Here is an 18,674-nt window from a genome sequence, read left to right on the forward strand (position 1 = left end):
AACACGGTCCCCGAGAGAGAGAACATCCTGATGAGCGAAGCCAACAAGCCGGAAACGCCGCACACCGAGCCGGTCTACACGCCCGAGATCGAGAACGCGATCCCCATCGAAGTCACGCCGCCTGTCGACAGCTACGGCGAGGGGTCGATCACGATCCTCGAAGGCCTGGAGGCGGTGCGCAAGCGCCCCGGCATGTACATCGGGGACACCTCCGACGGCACCGGCCTGCATCACCTGGTGTTCGAGGTGGTCGACAACTCCATCGACGAGGCGCTCGCAGGCCACTGCGACGACATCGTCGTCACCATCCACACCGACAACTCGATCTCGGTGGTCGACAACGGCCGCGGCATTCCCACCGGCGTCAAGATGGATGACAAGCACGAGCCCAAGCGCTCGGCCGCCGAGATCGCGCTGACCGAGCTGCACGCCGGCGGCAAGTTCAACCAGAACAGCTACAAGGTCTCGGGCGGCCTGCACGGCGTGGGTGTGAGCTGCGTCAACGCGCTGTCGAAGATGCTGCGCCTCACGGTGCGGCGCGAGGGCAAAGTGCACGTGCTCGAGTTCAGCAAGGGTTTCGTGCAGAACCGCCTCGTCGAGACGGTCGGCGGCGTCGAGGTCTCGCCGATGAAGGTGACGGGCGACACCGAGAAGCGCGGCACCGAAGTGCACTTCCTGCCCGACACCGAAATCTTCAAGGAGAACGCCGACTTCCACTACGAGATCCTGAGCAAGCGCCTGCGCGAACTCAGCTTCCTCAACAACGGCGTTCGCATCCGTCTGCTGGACGAGCGCACCGGCAAGGAAGACGACTTCTCCGGTGCCGGTGGCGTCAAGGGCTTCGTCGAGTTCATCAACAAGGGCAAGACGGTCCTGCATCCCAACGTGTTCTACGCCATGGGCGAGCGGCCGGCCGACACTTACGGCGGCATTCCCGGCACGCACATCGGCGTCGAGGTCGCGATGCAGTGGAACAGCGGCTACAACGAGCAGGTGCTGTGTTTCACCAACAACATCCCGCAGCGCGACGGCGGCACCCATCTGACGGGTCTGCGTGCGGCGATGACGCGGGTGATCAACAAGTACATCGAAGAGAACGAACTGGCCAAGAAGGCCAAGGTCGAAGTCACCGGCGACGACATGCGCGAAGGCCTGTGCTGCGTGCTGAGCGTGAAGGTGCCCGAGCCCAAGTTCTCGAGCCAGACCAAGGACAAGCTGGTGTCCAGCGAGGTTCGTGCGCCGGTGGAGGACATCGTGGGCCGCCTGCTCGGCGACTACCTGCAGGAGCGTCCGAACGACGCCAAGATCATCTGCGGCAAGATCGTCGAGGCCGCGCGTGCCCGCGAGGCGGCGCGCAAGGCTCGCGAGATGACGCGCCGCAAGGGCGTGCTCGACGGCATGGGCCTGCCGGGCAAGCTGGCCGACTGCCAGGAGAAGGACCCGGCCCTGTGCGAGGTCTACCTGGTGGAGGGCGACTCCGCCGGCGGCTCTGCCAAGCAGGGCCGCGACCGGAAGTTCCAGGCCATCCTGCCGCTGCGCGGCAAGATCCTGAACGTCGAGAAGGCGCGCTACGAAAAGCTGCTGACCAGCAACGAAATCCTGACCATGATCACCGCGCTGGGCACCGGCATCGGCCGCGCCGGTGCGACCACGGCCGGTGGCGGCGCCGACGACTTCAACGTCGCGAAGCTGCGCTACCACCGCATCATCATCATGACCGACGCGGACGTCGACGGCGCCCACATCCGCACCCTGCTGCTCACCTTCTTCTATCGCCAGATGCCCGAGCTGGTGGAGCGCGGCCACATCTACATCGCGCAGCCGCCGCTCTACAAGGTCAAGGTCGGCAAGGAAGAGCAGTACCTCAAGGACGGCCCCGCGCTCGACGCCTTCCTGCTTCGCGTGGCGCTCAAGGACGCGAGCATCCAGACCGGTGGCACGAGCCCCACCACGCTCGGCGGCGACACCCTTGCCGAACTGGCGCGCAAGCATCAGCTGGCCGAGGCCGTGATCGCCCGCCTGGGCAATTTCCTCGATGCCGAGGCGCTGCGCGCCATCGCCGACGGCGTGTCGCTGGACCTGGACACCACGGCCAGCGCCGAGGCCTCTGCCGTGGCATTGCAGGCTAGGCTGCGCGAACTCACCACGACCGGCGTGCCGGCCGAGGTGGCCAGCGAATTCGATGTGCGCACCGACAAGCCGCTGCTGCGCATCAGCCGCCGCCACCACGGCAACATCAAGAGCAGCGTGATCACGCAGGACTTCGTGCATGGCGCCGACTACGCCGCGCTGGCCGAAGCTGCCAAGACCTTCCGTGGCCTGCTGGGCGATGGCGCCGTGGTGCGCCGTGGCGAAGGCGAGAAGGGCAAGGAAGAGAAGGTCGGCGACTTCCGCGAGGCCATGCGCTGGCTGATCGGCCAGGCCGAGCACGCCACTTCGCGCCAGCGCTACAAGGGATTGGGCGAGATGAACCCCGAGCAGCTGTGGGAAACGACCATGGACCCGAACGTGCGGCGCCTGCTCAGGGTGCAGATCGACGACGCGATCGAGGCCGACCGGGTGTTCACCATGCTCATGGGCGACGAGGTCGAGCCGCGGCGGGAGTTCATCGAGCAGAACGCGCTGCGGGCCGCGAACATCGACGTTTGAGAGAGAGAAGAAGAGAGGTGTGCCGGGGGTGCGCCGCGCCCTCGGCGAATCGCTGAATTCGCTTGCTGCAGCGCCCGGGTTGCCGGCGCATTGGGTGAAACGCTATAGCTAGCCCGACTCTTGCTAAGCAAAATTCCGGCGGATTGACGCCGTTTTTTTGGAGCGAGGACAGCAGCGATGAAACCGATCCGTTTCGCGTGGAGCAATGCGGCCATGGCCGCCGCCGTGGCGATGGTCTGGGCGGCTGGCACGTCGGCGCATGCACTGACCAACCCGACCATCCAGGTTGCGCAGGGCATCGAGTACATGTGCGGCGGCAACAGCAGCGCCGAGGCCGACTTCATGCGAATGGTGGCGCCGCGCTGGGCGGCCACGCTGGAGTTCTCGGTCAACCGTGCCAAGGTGGGTCAGATGCCTTCCGACATCCAGGTGACGGTGCGTGAGCGCTACACCGGTCGGCCGGTGATGGAAGCCGTCGCCGCAGCGCCCTACATGCTGGCGCGCCTGGACCCGGGCTCCTACGAGGTGGAGGCGACGCTCGCGGGCGTCAGCTTGCGCCAGCCGCTGGTCGTGTTCAATGGCGTGGGCGCACGGGTCGCCTTCGTTTGGCCTTCCAATGTCGATTTCGCCCATGCCGGCGGATCGCGCCGCGCCGAGCAGCAAGCGGCAGCGCGCACCAACGACTGAGCCGACGACGCTCGGCCCGCTCGAGCGTGAATGTGTTCTGGCCGAAGCGGCGCTGGGGGTTGTCGCCTTCAAAAAAGCCTGATGCGGCTTTTTGCTGGCACGCGCCTTGAATGCGATGCTCGGCGCATCCACATGCGAACTTCGCATCCCTGCTACCGTGCAAGGCTTCGATGCCGCTCCGACCCCTCACCCTCCTCACCACACTGCTGCATGTCTACATCGGCCTGCGGCTGCTGCCTGCGCTGAGCGGGCTCGGCGCGGCATGGCTGCTGGTGCTCGGTGCGCTGGCGGTGTCGGCGCTCACCATGCCGCTGCCCTTCGCCGGTGCACGCGCACTCCGAGGCCGTGCGCTGCACGACGGCTGGCGGTGGCTCGGCCTGCTGAGCATGGGCTGGTTTTCTTCCATGTTCGTGCTCACGGTGGTGCGCGATGCAGGCCTGCTTTCGGGCTGGCTGCTGGCGCTTGCGGGTTCCTGGCCCGTCGATTGGCCGCGCGTGATGTCCTGGAGCGCGGCGGCGGTGCCCTTGATTGCGACGGCCGTGACCTTGGTGGGCTTCTTCAATGCGCGCCGTGTCGCGGCAGTGGTGCACGTCGACGTGCCCATCCGCGACCTGCCGCCGGGCCTCGACGGCTTCACCATCGCCCAACTCAGCGACATCCACGTCGGGCCGACCATCCGGCGCGGCTACATCCAGCGCATCGTCGATTCGGTCAACCGGCTGGGCGCGGACATGGTCGCGATCACCGGCGACCTGGTCGATGGCACCGTGGCCGAACTGCGCGAGCACATCGCGCCGCTGGCCGGGCTGCGCGCACGCCACGGCACCTTCGTGGTCACCGGAAACCACGAGTACTACGCGGGTGCCCATGCCTGGATCGACGAGTTGCGGCGCCTGGGCTTGCGCGTGCTGCTCAACGAGCACGTGGTGCTGCAGGCGCGGAGCGTGAAAGGCGCGCAGACCGATGAAGAGGTGCTCGACAGCGCCCTGGTGGTGGCCGGCGTGACCGACTACACCGCGGTGCATTTCGATGCGGCCCATGCCAGCGACCCGAAGCGCGCCCTGCGCGGCGCGCCACCCCTGGTGCGCACGCGCCTGTTGCTGGCGCATCAACCGCGCAGCGCACCTGCCGCGGCCGAGGCGGGCTATCAGCTGCAGATCTCCGGCCACACGCACGGCGGCCAGTTCTTTCCGTGGAACCTGTTCGTGCCGCTGCAGCAGCCCTTCACCGCCGGACTTCACCGCTTGCAGCAGATGTGGGTCTACACGAGCCGCGGCACCGGCTACTGGGGGCCGCCCAAGCGCTTCGGCGCCCCGTCCGAAATCACGCTGCTGCGGCTGGTGCCCGAGCGCAGCTGAGCGCGCGAACTCAAGACGGCCGCTGGCGCGCCAGGCGCCGCGCATTCGCACTGGTCTTGGCGTGAATCGGCTTGAGGCCCCGTTGGGCGATGCGTGCCCCGGCGCTCGACAGTTGACTCATGGTGGCGGCCGACCGGGTGGTGGCACCCGCGAGCGCGCGGCCGTGCGTCGCGATCTGCGTGGGGGTGACGCTGGTGGCCAGCGAACTCAACGCGACCGCGCTGCCCAGCCATTCGCGCACCGCGCGATTGACCAGGCCGAACTGGGTGCTGTGCATCTGGTTGGCGATGGCCGCGCCGGATTCGGTGGCGGCGGCCAGCTTCTCGTGGCCCATCAGCTGCATCTCGGCCAGGTCTTCGGCCGTGGGCGTCAGCCCGGCACGAGCCATGCGTTCGGTGCGCAGATGAATCACCGAGCCCGCCTGCAGCAAGGTTTCGTGCGTCTTGAAGGCCACGTCGGCCCATAAGGCAAGGGGATTGAAGAAGCGCGAGGCGGGGGGAGGAAGGGCCGGCATGGGGAGAGTGCGTGGAGCGTCGTGGGGTGTGTCCGCAAACTATAGGCTCATCGCCCGGCTTGCGCTGCGTCGCTGCGTGTTTTGAGCGAAGATTTCCTACCCTCCGTGACGGCAAAACACCTGAGCAGGCTTCGGCCGCAGCGGTGATGATTCTTGCCGCTCCATTTGCCGAAGGTCAACCAGGAATGCCCAACAACAAAAAGATCGAATCACGCGCCACCTTGCTGCTCGCCGCAGCGCTGATGTCGCTTTCCTTCCCGGCCCGCGCGCTCGAGGACCACGTCACTTCGCTCTACGTCGATGGCGGACGTGCTCCCCACAACGACACCAGCACCAATTCGGTCACGCTCGGCGTGGTGCTCCCCTGGGGCTCGCCGCACCGTTTCTGGGGCACCGCGGTCACCTCCTATGCGGATCTGTTCCTGAGCCAGTGGCGAGCGCCCACGGTCGACCGCAGCGAGCACCGCAGCTTCACCCAGATCGGTGCGATCGCGCTGTGGCGCTTTCGCTTCGACGAAGGCGCATCGCCCTGGTTCATCGATGCAGGCCTCGGCGTCACGTCGATGAACGACCGCTACGAGACGCCCGATCGCAGCTTCAGCACGCGCTTCCAGTTCACCGAACAACTCGGCATCGGCCGCAACTTCGGCGAGCAGGGGCGGCATGAGCTGTCGCTGCGTGTGCAGCATTTCTCCAATGCGGGCATCAGGCGGCCCAACCCGGGCGAGAACTTCTACAAGCTGCGCTACGCCTATCGTTTTTGACCCGCTTCGCGGGCGGCACCCATCCGGTCGCTCGCAAGGGCCAGGTCGTCGAGCCACGCTGCGTACGCCGATTCGCGCTCGGCCGGATCACCGCGCAGCAACGCCGAGGGATGCAGCGTGACGAGCACCGGCAGACCGCGCGCGTCGGTGTGCCACTGACCGCGCTCGCGCATCACGGCAACAGGCCGACCGAGCAATGCGCGCGCCGCAGTCGCGCCCAATGCGATGAAGGCTTGCGGCCGGACCTGCTCGATCTCGCTGTCGAGCCAATGCAGGCACGCCGCCACTTCGCGCTGCCCCGGCGTCTTGTGCATGCGCCGCTTGCCGCGCAGCTCGAACTTGAAATGCTTCACCGCATTGGTCACGTAGAGCTGTTCGCGTGACCAGCCCAGGTCGGCCACGGCCTGGTCGAACAGGCGACCCGATGGCCCGACGAATGGCTTGCCCTGCAGGTCTTCCTGATCGCCCGGCTGCTCGCCGACCACCATCACGGTCGCGCCGACCGGCCCTTCGCCAAAGACCGATTGCGTGGCATGCGCGCCGATCGGGCATTCGCGGCAATGGTCGGTAGCCTCGCGCAGGATCGCCAAGGCACGCTCGGGATCGTCGGGCAAGGCAATGGTCTCGGCGTTGGTGGCCATGGCGAACTCCCTGGACCGAACGTCGTTCACGGCGATCGGAATGCGGCGTGAGGGCACGCTCGGCGCGGCCTCGATCATGTCGGCGCTGCGCACCGGCGCATCGTGTGCCAAGGTGTCGATGAGCGGCGATTCGGGCAGGTTGTGCCAGTAGCGCCGCGGCATCTCCTTGCGCATCTGCGCGAGGTTCAGGCGTGCCGGGTTGAAGGTGTGGGCGTAGTAGGTGAGCCAGAGTGCCTCGCCTGCATCGGCCGGCGGTGCGTCGTCGCGCGCCGCGCCGGGTCCAAGTTCGAGAAGCTCTCCATTCCAGCGGATGCTGCGCCGCGGCGTGAGGATGGCCCAGCGCATCTGCGCGAAGCGGCGCATGAAGAAGGGCGCGACGGCTTCCACCACGTGATGCGTGGGCTCGAACCACGCGACGTGCAAAGGTCCACCTCCATCGTGCGCATCGACTTCGCGAAAGCGCACGAAGGCCTTCATCTTGTGCATGTCGGTCTTGACGGCCTGCGCCATGCGGCGGGCGCGGATCCGGTCCGGGTCGAGCGGATCACCGCGCAGGCCGGGCTCGTGCATCAGGCGCCAGAGCAATCGGTACAAGAGGGCGAAGCGTTCCGGATCGGCATGCAGGATCACCGCCTCGCACAACGCCACGAAGGAAGCAGGCACCACGAGTTGGGCGGTGCGATTCGTCGGCGTGCGCGCAGGCGGCGGGGTCGACGTCTCGGCGAACAGGCCAGCAGTCGAATCGTCTCGCGTGCACCAGTCCACTTGCTCCGGCGGCACCAGCGCAGCGATCAGCGCGCGCGCCTCGCGCCGGAAGCCGGGCCAATCGGTTTCGCCGTCGAGTGTGACGAGGTGCTGCACCATGACGCAAGGTACGAAGCCGGCGCGTTGCGCCGGTGTAGGTCGTCAGGCGGAAAACAGAGAGGCTTGCACCGGTGCCGGCTGGAAGCGTGCGGCGAAGTCGGCTGCTTCGAGCGCACGGCCGGGCCGGTGGTCGGCCGTCATCACGAAGGGCAGCACCTTCGATACCGGCACGCGGAGCCGCCGCAGGTCGTCGCTGCGGAGCTGCCGAACGCGGCGGGCGGCCACGAGCCGGTCGACCGCCTTCACGCCCAACCCCGGCACGCGAAGCAGCATCTCGCGTGGTGCCCGGTTGAGGTCCACCGGAAAGCGCTCTCGATGCGCGAGCGCCCAGGCCAGCTTCGGATCGACGTCCAGGCTCAGCATGCCGCCCGGTGCAGCCGCAGGCACGATCTCGTCGTGCGAGAAGCCATAGAAGCGCATCAGCCAGTCTGCCTGGTAAAGCCGATGCTCGCGCATCAACGGCGGCGCTTTCAGCGGCAGGGTGGATGCCGCATCGGGGATGGGACTGAAGGCCGAGTAATAGACGCGGCGCAGGCCATAGGAGCCGTACAGCGTGGCACTGGTCGTGAGAATGGCGCGGTCGTCCGCCGCATCGGCGCCGACGATCATCTGCGTGCTTTGGCCGGCCGGTGCAAAGGGTTCCGGCTTCGCGCGTCGCGGCTGAGAGCGCGGCATCGACACCACCTTCGGCGCAGAGGCCTCCTTCGCCGCGCTGCGAGCGTCGTCGATGTGCACGCGCATGCGCGCCATCGACCGCCGGATGGCCGGCCCGTTCTTCTCGGGCGCCAGCGAGGCGAGGCCGAGCTCGGTCGGCAACTCGACGTTGATGCTGAGCCGGTCGGCATAGCGCCCGGCGCGAGCGAGCAATTCGGGTGCGGCATCCGGGATGGTCTTGAGATGGATGTAGCCGCGGAAGTCGTGTTCCTCGCGCAGCACCCGCGCCACTTCGACCACCTGCTCCATCGTGTAGTCGGGGCTCTGGATGATGCCCGAGCTCAGGAACAGGCCCTCGATGCAGTTGCGGCGATAGAAGTCCAGCGTGAGCGCCACCACTTCGTCGACCGTGAAGCGGGCCCGCGGGACATTGCTGGTGACGCGGTTGACGCAGTAGAGGCAGTCGTAGGTGCAGAAGTTGGTCAGCAGGATCTTGAGCAGCGATACGCAGCGTCCGTCGGGCGTGAAGCTGTGGCAGATGCCGTTGCCGTCGACCGAGCCGATGCCTCGGCCCTTGGTCGAGTCGCGCTTCGTGCCACCGCTCGACGCGCACGACGCGTCGTACTTGGCCGCGTCGGCGAGGATGGCGAGCTTGTCCTGAACATTCACTGTACGAATATACAGCTTCAGGCCGACCCTGTCGCCGTCAAGGTTGGCTGCCCAGCCCTGCTTTTGAACTCAGCCCCAACCTGCGCCGCCGCCGCGCTCGCAACTCCATGGCCAGGTATGCCGCCGTCGCGATGGCCAATGGCAGCAGGTAGTAGATGGCGCGGTAGGCCAATAGCGCACCGAGCAGGCGATCGGTCGCGATCTCGTGCGACAGCAGTGCGACGAAGACGGCCTCGAGCACGCCCAGGCCGGCTGGCACATGGGTGATGACGCCGGCCACCGCCGCCACCAGCAGCACGGCCAGCACCTGGGGATAGGGCAGTTGCTGCTCCAGCAGCAGCCAGATGACCCCGCCGATCACCGACCAGTTGGCGCACGAGAGCAGCAATTGCAGCAGCGCCATGCCGAGCGCCGGCGTCTGCAGTTCGTGGCCGCGGATATGCCAGGTGTGCTCACGCGCCACCGCGCACATCACGAGATAGCCCGCGGCCACCACCAGCAGTGCGCCGCCGAGCAGGCGCAGGCCGTCGCCCTCGATCTTCCATTCAGGCGGCAGGCCCAGCGGCCAGAAGAAGAAGGCGAAGCCGGCGACGACCAGGTAGCCGAGCCAGTTGGTCAGCATGCTGAAGCCGAGGATGCGCGTGATGGTGACGTTGTCCAGCCCCAGCCGCGAATACAGCCGGTAGCGAAAAGCCACGCCGCCGACGAGCGCTCCCAGGTTCAGGTTGAAGGCATAGCTGATGAAGGTCACGCCCATCACCGTGGGCGCCTTGAGCGAATGGCCGGTCATGTGCCGGCCCAGCACGTCGTAGGTGCTGTAAAGGGTGAAGCTGCAGGCCGCCAGCAGCAGCCCGCCGAGCAACGCCGGAAGCGGAATCTCGCCTACCGCCGTGAGCACCTCGCTCCAGTCGATCGTGCGGGCCTGCTGCACCAGCAGCCAGGCCACCAGGGCGAAGAAGGTCCAGGCGCCGATCCGCTTGACCCAGGGCCACCAGGCGCGTCCCTCCCGCGCAGGCGCTGCGGCGCCGGCGTGCAGGGTGGGCCGCGATGCACCGCTCATGCGTTTTCCGTCTGCGTCGCACCCGTGGCGGGAGGCAAATGCGCCGGATGGAGCCGAGGTGCGTGGCGCGGCAGCCAGCCTGCCCACGAGGGATACCAGCGCAGCAAGTGAAAGACGAAGAAGCTGCGCACCAGGCGCCAGCCGCTCCACTCGTCGAGGTCGGCGGCCTTGACGCGCTTGCAATGGTTCTGCATCAGCATGTTCAGCTTGCCGCGCAGCTGGTCGGCAAAGGCCGCATCGCGCACGATCACGTTGGCTTCGAGGTTCAGCGACAGGCTCAGCGGATCGAGGTTGCTCGAGCCGACCGTGCTCCATTGCTCGTCTACCACAGCGACCTTGCCGTGCAGCGGCCGTTGGCAATACTCGTAGATGTGCACGCCCGCGTGCAGCAGGTGGTGGTAAAGCATGCTCGCGGCCACCTTCACGATCGGCATGTCGGGCTCGCCCTGCAAAATCAGGTTGACCTCCACGCCGCGCCGCGCCGCGCGGCGCAGTGCCTTGATCATCCGGTAGCCCGGGAAGAAATAGGCATTCGCGATCACGATGCTGTGTCGCGCACTGCGAATGGCAGCCAGGTAGTGCCGCTCGATGTCGTTGGTGTGGCGCCGGTTGTCGCGCGTCACGAACTGAAGCTCGGCCTTGCCGGTCGGGCCCACCTCGGCGTTAGGCGGCGCGGCCTTGAGGCGGCGGCGGAACCAACTCGCCCCCTTGCCGCCCACCGCGATCGCGTGCAGCACGAATCGATGGATCTCGGTCACGATCGGCCCCGTGAGCAACACCGCGTAGTCCTGCTTGGCCTTCGGCCCGAAGTCCATCACATGGTCGGCCGAATAGTTGATGCCGCCGACGAAAGCAATGCAGCCGTCGATCACCACGATCTTGCGGTGCATGCGGCGGAACACGTTGAGCCGCTGGCCGAAGAGCTGACGGCCCGGATCGAACACGCGCATGCGCACGCCGGCGCCAGTGAGCTTCTGGATGAAGGCATCCGACAAGTCCGGCGAGCCGAAGCCGTCGACCATCAGATCGACCTTGACGCCGCGTTGCGCGGCTTCGCACACCGCCTCGGCGAGCGCGTGGCCGATCTTGTCCTCGAACAGGATGAAGGTTTCGATGATGACTTCGTGCTCTGCACGCTTGATCTCGTCGTAGACGCGCGGAAAGAACTCCTCGCCGTTCTCGAGCAGTTCGACCTTGTTTCCGCCGATCCACCGCTGGCCCATGATGTGCGTCCTCAGAGTTCGATGTCCGCCACCAGCGGCGCGTGGTCCGACAGGTGCGACCAGGGGCGGCGCGGCAGCACCACTGGCGCGTGCACGCCGGCATTGCGCACGTAGATCCGGTCCAGCGACAGCACCGGCATGCGGGCCGGAAAGGTCTTGGCCGCGCGGCCGTTGGCATGCAGGAACACTTCGCGCAACTGCGCGCCGTCTTCCAGGATGCGGTGGGCGCGACCGCGCCAGTCGTTGAAGTCGCCCGCCACGATCAGCGGGGCGTCGGCCGGGACCTCGTCGCGCACGATGTGGCACAACAGCTCGAGCTGCTGCTGGCGGTGGTTCTCGGCCAAGCCCAGGTGCGCGCAGATGGCATGCACGTCGACGACGCGACCCGGCAGGCGCAGCACGCAGTGCAGGAGTCCACGCTTCTCGGGGCCCACGATCGATACATCGTGGTTCTTGTGATGGACGATCGGAAACTTCGACAGCACCGCATTGCCGTGGTGTCCGCGCGGATACACGGCGTTGCGGCCGTACGCGAACTGCGGCCACATGGTGTCGGCCAGGAATTCGTAGTGCGGTGCCTCTGGCCAGTTGTCGACGCGGCTCGAATGCCGCGTGTGCACGCCCAGCACCTCCTGCAAGAACACGACGTCCGCACCCACCGTGCGCACCGCTTCGCGCAGCTCCGGAAGGATGAACTTGCGGTTCATCATCGTGAAGCCCTTGTGGGTGTTCACGGTCATGACCTTGAGCGATTTCGGCGGGGCTGCGGTGCCGACAGCGGGCGAGGAAGGTTTCACGATGAACGAGTTGTACGGCGCACTGCGCGCCTCGCTTGTAGGAGCCCGCCAACTTCTCGCTTCCCCTTCGCAGAGCGTTGGCACGCTCCTACAGGTGCCCCGGCCTCCTCCCCACAACTGCCGGACGGGGCGGCGCCTACGTTGAACTCAGAGTCTTTCGGGAAGGGCTCAATTTTTTGAACTTCAAGACAAGGACATCACCATGAAGAGACATTCGATCGCTGCTACCGCCCTGGTAGGCCTGATGAGCCTGGCGGGCGCCACCTACGCGCAGACCACCTCGACGCCCGCGGCACCGGATCCCGCCAAGGGCGGCCAAGCCAGCACGAAGAGCGTGCCTGGCGGCGTTGCCAACGCGACGCAGCGACCTGACGGCAGCGACCCGGCATCCCGCGACGCGGTACGGGCCGAAGCACGCGCGCACAACCGCAACAACATGAACAATGCCACGCCGAAGGGTGAAGCCACCACCACCGTGAACGGGCAGCCCAACGCGATGCCGCGTCCCACTGGCGAGATGACGCGCACCGAGGTCAGCATGGAAACGCGCAAGCAGCGTCCGCGCTTTGGCAACCCGGGTGAGCGCCCGGACGTTCCGACCAACCCGAAGGACCGCACCGGCACGCCGCAGTAAGCGCTGCAGCAGACGCACCTACCAATGAAAAAGCCCGCATCGTCGCCGATGCGGGCTTTTTCGTGGGCAGTGCGGTCGTGGGACGAAGCTCAGCTCTTCGTCGTCTCACCCTTGCCGTGCGGATGGTGCGGGCCATGGCCGCGGGGACCGAAGCGCAGCGTCTCGGCATCGAAGGTTTTCTGCTGCTCCGGGGTCAGCGTCGCGTACAGGTTGCGCGTCGAATCCATGAGCTGCGTGAATCGGGCGGTGCGCTCGGCATGGCGGGCCTGCATACGCTCCAGGCGCTGCGGCGTGCTCAGCTTCGCAAAGTCTTCGCGCTCGGCACGCGCCTGGCCTGCTGGCCTGGCAGGCCGCTGTTGCGCGGTCGCGAAGTTGTTCCATGCGCCTTCCTGGCTGGACTCGAGCCGCAGCTTCTGCTTCAGGTCGGCCAGGCGCTGGGCGCGATGGGCCTGCATGCGCTCCATGCGTTGAGCATGGTCCATGCGCTGGCCCTTCTGCTTCGGTGCCGCCTGGGTGGCGGTTTGCGGTTGCGCGACAGGTGCGGCGCTCGAGGGTTGCGGCGCTTGCGCGAACGCAGCGCAGGCAAAGGCGGCCGAGGCGATCAGGCCGGCCATGCGGATCTTGTGACGGGACGGGATCATGAAGGTGCTTCCTTTCGAAGAAGCCTGACGGCGGGGCCGGCAGGTGAGACGAAGTGTGGAAGCGCGGTGTATCCCGGCCTTCACCGCTCTGTGAGGCTTCGGTAAAGAAAAATGTCGTCCCGTGTCGGCGCGGGTTCGGCGCCGGCTTGCCTACTTCGGCCGCGGCGGCTCGAGCCCGGCGTCCGCGGTAGTGAGCCGGCCGGCGCGCAGCGCATTGACTGCACGGGTCATCGCGCGCGCGACGTTGCGCACCTCTTCCTGCAAGGCGGTGTCGCGGTCCAGCGCGTCGTGGCTGGTGGCATAAGGCTCGTAGTAGCCGATGTAGCGATCCAGGCGCGCCTTTGCTCCGGCGTCGATCAGGCCCATCCAGTCGAGCCAGTCGGTGAGGTTGCGCCGCAGGCTCTCGATGCCGGCGACGTCGCCGTGCACGATCACGCCGTAGGCGCGGCCGGACAGGTGCTTGGGAAAGTCCCAGCCTTTCAGCTCGATGGCCTTGGCCTCATCGGCTTTCTTGCCGTGCGTCGAGGTCGGGTCCGGGTTGCCGCCGTCGGCGCAGACCAGCCGATCGATCATCGCCTTCAGCGGAGTTGGCGACTGATACCAGTGCGTCGGCGTGAAGATGATGACGCCGTGCGCGGCGACCCAGCGCTCGTAGATTTCGTTCATCCAGTCGCCGGTCTGGCGCAGCGAATGGTTGGGGTAGCAGCTGCACGGCCAGTGGCACAGCGGCATGGCGGTCGACACGCAGCCCTTGCAGGGGTGGATGTGCCGGCCGTAGTCCGAGGTGAGGCGGCTCAGGTCCAGCACGTCGCACTCGAGCTCCGGATCGAGCACCTCCTTCGCCAATTGCAGCATCCGGTGCGTCTTGGACATTTCACCGGGACACGTGCCGTCGTTGCGGGGCGAGCCGTCGATCAACAGCACGCGCGACTTCGTTTCGGATTTGGACCAGGCCGCCTGCGCGCGCTCGATGCGCTCCTTGGCGTCGAGCCAGTCGACCGACAGGTCGTAGTCGGGGTCCGCATAGCCGGGGCCGGCCTTGCGCGTCACGGGCGATTTGCGGCCTTCGTCATAGGCCTCCCATGCGATGACTTCGATGCGGGCCAACGCATCCGACTCAGCTTGGTAGGCCGGGTCGTGGAAGCTCTGCATGAAACGTTCGTGGAATTCGGCGCGTTCGATCTTGGGGAGCGCCTGGCCCTTTCGGACTTCGGTCATGCGCTCGAATCTAGACAGCGCGCGGCGGCGCTTCGCAGGTGGATGGACGCGAGCGCTCGTAGGTGAAACGCTAGAGTTTCTTGCGCTGGAAATCGCGCACGGCCTTCATGGGGTGTTCGCGTGTGTGCGTCACGCAGCTGAGGCTGCGCTAGGAGTCGGACTGCCGGCCGGCCAGCGCTTCCAGTTCCCATGACAGGCCCTGCCAGCTTCCATCGAGCGTGTCCGCACGCGGCCCCGCATCCATGCGCCCGCCTTCGATGGCCCAGCGGGCGCCGGCGACGACGCTGTCGACCAGCGGCACCGGCAACCCGGGCGCGATGCCGGCAGCCAGGCCCGCGAGCCCGGCCCCGCCGAGGATGATTGCCTGCGCCTTGAAGCGGCTCACCGCCTCATGGCAGGCCTCTGCCAGCAGCGCCTGCGCACCGATCGGGTCGGCGGCCAGCTCGGCGCCGCTGGGCGCGACCGTGTGGATGCCGGCGAGCGCGTCGCCATGGCCGAGCGCCAGTGCCAGGCGTTCGAGCATGGGACGCCAACGCTCGCCGCCGGTCACCACCGCAAAGCGCCCGTGCTGCGCCGCCGCCGCGAAGGCCGCCTCGGCCAGGCCGCCGACCGGCACACCCGCGGCCTCGCGCAGCGCGAACAGGCCGGGGTCGCCGAAGCAGCCGATCAGCACGGCGTCGGGCCGTCCGTCGCGCGCCAGCGTCGCGGCCCAGGCGTCGAGCACCGCGTGCTGCGCCACGGCGTAGCTGGCTTCGCTGGCGATGTAGGTCGCGCCGAAGCGCGCGGTGACGGTGTGGACTTTCAGCGCGGGGCTCAGCTCGGCCTGCACGTGCTGCTGCAGCAGCGCACTCACCGTGGTGGTGGTGTTGGGGTTGATGACGAGCAGGTGGCCCACTGGGGTGGCTTCGCCTTTTGCCGCGGCCCCGTGGCCCGTCAGCGCCGGCGTGCGGCGCGATGCCGCAGCCAGGCCGCGGCGCCCAGGGCGATCGCCATCACCGCGAACGAGACGATGGTGGTCACCGTGCCCAGCGCGTAGATGGCCGGCGTGGTGACGGTCGAGGTCAGCCCCTGCAGTTCGAGCGGCAGCGTGTTCACGTCGCCGATGGCCTGCGAGGTGCGTGCGATCTCGTCCCACGACAGCGTGAAGCCGAACATGCCGATGCCAACGATCGACGGCCCGATCAGCGGCAGCACCACGTGCCGGAAGCTCTGCCACGGCGTGGCCCCGAGGTCGCGCGCGGCTTCCTCGTAGGCCGGGTTGAAGCGGTTGAACACGGCGAACATGATCAGGAGGCCGAAGGGCAGCGTCCACGTCAGGTGGGCGCCGAGCGCTGAACTCAGCAGGCCCAGCGCGGTGCCGTAGTTCTCGAGCGTGCTGCTGGCGTCGACGGCCGCGAGCGCGCCCTTGATGCCGCTGTCGAGCAGCCTGAACTGCAGGCCGATGCCCAGCGACACGATGATCGACGGCATGATCAGGCTGGCCACCGTGACGAAGAAGAGCGTGTTGCCGCCGGCCAGCTTCTTGCGGAAGGCCAGGCCCGCCAGCACCGAGAGCACCACTGTCAGCAGCATCACCACCGCGCCCAGCATCAGCGAGCGGCGGAAGGCAGCGCCGATGTCTACCGTGCCCAGGCCCTCGGCGAGCTTGTGGAACCAGTGCAGCGACACCCCGCGCAGCGGAAAGGTCAGCCCGCCCTCGGGCCCCTGGAAGCTCAGCACGAAGATCGTGATCATCGGCCCGTAGAGAAAGAGCACGAAGAGCGCGAACACGATCGCCAGCGGCCAGAAGCCGGGGCTGCGCTGTTCGCCGATGGGGCTGCGTCCCATGTCAGAGCTCTTTCCGGATGTCGACGAGGCGCGTCAGGCCCCAGATGATCATGAGCACCACGGCCAGCAGGATCATCGCGTTGGCCGCGGCCAGCGGAAACTGCAGGTACGAGGTCTGCACCTGGATGATCTTGCCCACCGACGCGATCTGTTGCCCGCCCATCACGCCGATGGTGACGAAGTCGCCCATGACGATGGTGATGACGAAGATCGACCCGATCAGGATGCCCGTGCGCGAGAGCGGCACGATCACGTTCCACAGCGTCTGCCAGCCCGAGGCGCCGGCGTCGCTGGCGGCCTCGAGCAGCGAGCGGTCGATGCGCATCATCGAGTTGAAGATGGGCACGATCATGAACATGGTGTAGAGGTGCACGAAGGCCAGCACCACCGAGAAGTCGGAGAACAGCAGCCACTCCACCGGCTGCTCGACCAGGCCCATGCCCATCAGCCCCTGGTTGACCAGCCCGTTGCGGCCCAGCAGCGGCACCCACGAGATCATGCGGATCACGTTCGAGGTCCAGAAGGGCACGGTGCACAGCACGAACAGCAGCGTCTGGATGCCGGGCGAGCGCACGTGGAAGGCCAGGAAGTAGGCCACCGCGAAGCCGATCAGCAGCGTGATGGCCCACACCAGCAGGCAGAACTTGAGCGTGCTGATGTAGGTGGACAGCGTGACGCAGAAGTCGCCGTTGTCCGTGAGCCCCGAGCAGCCTTCGAAGATGCTCGCGTAGTTGCGCAGCGTGAGCGCGGGGATCAACTCGTATTCGTTGAAGTTCCATAGGCTGACCATCGCGATCAGGCCGAGGGGGATCAGGAAGAAGAGCAGGAAGACGAGCGCGAAGGGGCCGGCTTGCCACCAGGGTTTGATGGCGTGCATGGGCTGCCCGCCCTTCGCTCGGGCTGCAGGTGCGCTGGAGTTTGCAGTTGCCGTAGTGGTCATGGTCTTGTTCCCTCTCCCTCTGGGAGAGGGCTAGGGTGAGGGCACCGGGCGGTGGAGATGAAGTGCCGGTCGCACAGGCCCGGTGCCCTCACCCCTATCCTCTCCCAGAGGGAGAGGGAGAAACTCCATCAGGCTGCGACGAACTCGTTCCATTTGCGGACCATGTACTCGTTCTCATCCATCACCGCGTTCCAGCACGCGATGCCGCCCATGCGCGCTTCGTAGCTGCCGCCGTCGCGCACCGCGCCGGTCTTGGCCAGCACGTCGCCGTTCGGGCTCTTGATGTCTTGCGAGGCGGGTTTGCCTTCCATCCAGTAGGCCCACTCGTAGGCTTCCATCTTGGCCTTGGCCGTTTCGAGCACCGCGCTGTAGTAGCCCTGGCGATTGAGGTACGCGCCGGCCCAGCCGTCGAGGAACCAGTTGATGAATTCGTACGCGCCGTCGAGCTTGCGGCCCGACAGCGTGGCCGGCAGGCCGAAGCCGGCGGCCCAGGCGCGGTAGCCTTCCTTCAGCGGCTGGAAGTTGCAGGCGATGCCCTTGGTGCGCACGGCCGTCACGGCCGGCGACCACATCGACTGGATCACCACCTCGCCCGAGGCCATGAGGTTGACGCTCTCGTTGAAGTCCTTCCACAGCGCGCGGAACTGGCCGGCCTTCTTGGCCTCGATCAGGGTCTTGATCGTGAGGTCGATCTCGGCCTTGGTCATGTTCCCCTTGTCGGCGTACTTGTGGACGCCCTTGGCCTCGACCACCATCGCCGCGTCCATGATGCCGATGGACGGAATGTTGAGGATGGCCGACTTGCCCTTGAACTCGGGGTTGAGCAGCTCGGCCCAGCTCTCGATCGGCCGCTTGATCAGGTCGGGCCGGATGCCCAGCGTGTCGGCGTTGTAGACCGTCGGGATCAGCGACATGAACTGGGTCGGCGCCTTGGCGAACACCTTGCTCTTCTCGCCCTCGAGAAAGATCACCTTCTTCGGCGCGGTGCCCTGGTCGCCGACCTTCTTGCCGCCTACCTCGCCCTTGGTGAAGAGCGAGGTGATCTTGTCGGCGTTCTTGATCTTCTTGGTGTCGATGCCCTTGAGGTTGCCGGTGGGCACGATCTTCTTGAGCGAGAAGTACTCGGTGTCGATCAGGTCGAAGCTGTTGGGCGCGGTCACGGCGCGCTTGGTGACGTCGTCGGTCGTGACGGCCACGTACTGGATCTCGATGCCGGTGTCGGCCTTGAACTTCTCGGCGATGGCCTTGTCCTGGTTGACCGCGGTGCCGAGGTAGCGCAGCACGATCTTCTCCTGCGCATGGATGGCAGGGAACACGCCGGCCGCAAGGATGCCCGCAGTGCCTTGCAGCAGCGTGCGGCGGGCGAGGCCCTTGGCGGTCGGATCGTTGGCGTTGGACATGAAGAGGTCTCCTGGACGAAGAAAGAAGTAAGGAAGCAACTCAACGGCACGCGTACGCGCGTGCCTTGTTCGTGGAACACCGCGGAACCGGCTTTGCCGGGCCGCTGGTGTTGCCCCCGGTGAGGGGGTTGGCG

Annotated in this window: 17 protein-coding genes; 5 read left to right on the forward strand and 12 right to left on the reverse strand. The window is 66.9% G+C overall.

The genetic code is table 11. The features are described 5' to 3' along the window. Positions 1–27 precede the first annotated feature (27 nt). The 3 genes from gyrB to B0W80_RS28045 all read left to right on the forward strand — a co-directional run bounded on the left by gyrB (position 28) and on the right by B0W80_RS28045 (position 4,694). Complete coding sequence (gene gyrB, locus B0W80_RS28035) at positions 28–2,649, forward strand: DNA topoisomerase (ATP-hydrolyzing) subunit B (RefSeq protein WP_077002436.1); 2,622 nt, start codon at positions 28–30, stop codon at positions 2,647–2,649. 177 nt (positions 2,650–2,826) lie between these two features. Next, positions 2,827–3,336: a hypothetical protein gene (locus B0W80_RS28040; protein WP_077002437.1), complete on the forward strand. Its 510-nt coding sequence runs from the start codon at positions 2,827–2,829 to the stop codon at positions 3,334–3,336. Positions 3,337–3,506: 170 nt separating this feature from the next. Further along, a complete protein-coding gene (locus B0W80_RS28045) occupies positions 3,507–4,694 on the forward strand; it encodes a metallophosphoesterase (protein WP_143684810.1) in 1,188 nt (395 codons plus the stop codon). Positions 4,695–4,704: 10 nt separating this feature from the next. On the opposite strand, the gene B0W80_RS28050 is transcribed toward B0W80_RS28045, so the two are convergent. Beyond that, entirely contained in the window at positions 4,705–5,208 is a 504-nt protein-coding gene (locus tag B0W80_RS28050) for a polyhydroxyalkanoate granule-associated phasin (protein ID WP_077002439.1), read from the reverse strand. 185 nt (positions 5,209–5,393) lie between these two features. On the opposite strand from B0W80_RS28050, the gene B0W80_RS28055 reads away from it, so the two are divergent. Next, entirely contained in the window at positions 5,394–5,972 is a 579-nt protein-coding gene (locus tag B0W80_RS28055) for an acyloxyacyl hydrolase (protein ID WP_077002440.1), read from the forward strand. On the opposite strand, the gene B0W80_RS28060 is transcribed toward B0W80_RS28055, so the two are convergent. The 5 genes from B0W80_RS28060 to B0W80_RS28080 are packed head-to-tail and all read right to left on the reverse strand — an operon-like array spanning position 5,960 to position 11,823. Then, entirely contained in the window at positions 5,960–7,477 is a 1,518-nt protein-coding gene (locus tag B0W80_RS28060) for a UdgX family uracil-DNA binding protein (protein WP_077002441.1), read from the reverse strand. The genes B0W80_RS28055 and B0W80_RS28060 overlap by 13 nt on opposite strands. A 42-nt stretch (positions 7,478–7,519) precedes the next feature. Continuing rightward, entirely contained in the window at positions 7,520–8,800 is a 1,281-nt protein-coding gene (locus tag B0W80_RS28065) for a putative DNA modification/repair radical SAM protein (RefSeq protein WP_077002442.1), read from the reverse strand. Between the two features lie 37 nt (positions 8,801–8,837). After that, complete coding sequence (locus B0W80_RS28070) at positions 8,838–9,860, reverse strand: lysylphosphatidylglycerol synthase domain-containing protein (RefSeq protein WP_077002443.1); 1,023 nt, start codon at positions 9,858–9,860, stop codon at positions 8,838–8,840. Beyond that, on the reverse strand, positions 9,857–11,083 hold the full coding sequence (gene clsB / locus B0W80_RS28075) for a cardiolipin synthase ClsB (RefSeq protein ID WP_077002444.1): 1,227 nt from the start codon (positions 11,081–11,083) through the stop codon (positions 9,857–9,859). Before clsB ends, B0W80_RS28070 begins: the two co-directional genes overlap by 4 nt. A gap of 11 nt (positions 11,084–11,094) precedes the next feature. Further along, on the reverse strand, positions 11,095–11,823 hold the full coding sequence (locus B0W80_RS28080; protein ID WP_077002445.1) for an endonuclease/exonuclease/phosphatase family protein: 729 nt from the start codon (positions 11,821–11,823) through the stop codon (positions 11,095–11,097). A gap of 259 nt (positions 11,824–12,082) precedes the next feature. On the opposite strand from B0W80_RS28080, the gene B0W80_RS28085 reads away from it, so the two are divergent. Then, positions 12,083–12,514, forward strand: a complete 432-nt coding sequence (locus B0W80_RS28085; RefSeq protein ID WP_077002446.1) for a serine/threonine protein kinase — start codon at positions 12,083–12,085, stop codon at positions 12,512–12,514. A gap of 89 nt (positions 12,515–12,603) precedes the next feature. Here B0W80_RS28085 and B0W80_RS28090 read toward each other — a convergent pair whose 3' ends face one another. From B0W80_RS28090 to B0W80_RS28115, 6 genes are all read right to left on the reverse strand, one after another. Continuing rightward, complete coding sequence (locus tag B0W80_RS28090) at positions 12,604–13,155, reverse strand: Spy/CpxP family protein refolding chaperone (RefSeq protein ID WP_077002447.1); 552 nt, start codon at positions 13,153–13,155, stop codon at positions 12,604–12,606. Positions 13,156–13,305: 150 nt separating this feature from the next. Further along, positions 13,306–14,373, reverse strand: coding sequence for a flavodoxin family protein (locus tag B0W80_RS28095; RefSeq protein WP_077002448.1), 1,068 nt, complete (start codon positions 14,371–14,373; stop codon positions 13,306–13,308). 148 nt (positions 14,374–14,521) lie between these two features. Next, complete coding sequence (locus B0W80_RS28100; protein ID WP_143684811.1) at positions 14,522–15,268, reverse strand: aspartate/glutamate racemase family protein; 747 nt, start codon at positions 15,266–15,268, stop codon at positions 14,522–14,524. Between the two features lie 38 nt (positions 15,269–15,306). Continuing rightward, on the reverse strand, positions 15,307–16,200 hold the full coding sequence (locus tag B0W80_RS28105; protein ID WP_077002449.1) for an ABC transporter permease: 894 nt from the start codon (positions 16,198–16,200) through the stop codon (positions 15,307–15,309). Position 16,201: 1 nt separating this feature from the next. Beyond that, positions 16,202–17,140, reverse strand: coding sequence for an ABC transporter permease (locus B0W80_RS28110; protein WP_077002450.1), 939 nt, complete (start codon positions 17,138–17,140; stop codon positions 16,202–16,204). A 128-nt stretch (positions 17,141–17,268) separates the two neighbouring features. Continuing rightward, positions 17,269–18,540, reverse strand: a complete 1,272-nt coding sequence (locus B0W80_RS28115; RefSeq protein WP_077002451.1) for a PotD/PotF family extracellular solute-binding protein — start codon at positions 18,538–18,540, stop codon at positions 17,269–17,271. Positions 18,541–18,674 lie beyond the last annotated feature (134 nt).

It is taken from the genome of Variovorax sp. KK3, from assembly GCF_001984055.1.
Classification (GTDB): Bacteria; Pseudomonadota; Gammaproteobacteria; order Burkholderiales; family Burkholderiaceae_C; genus Variovorax.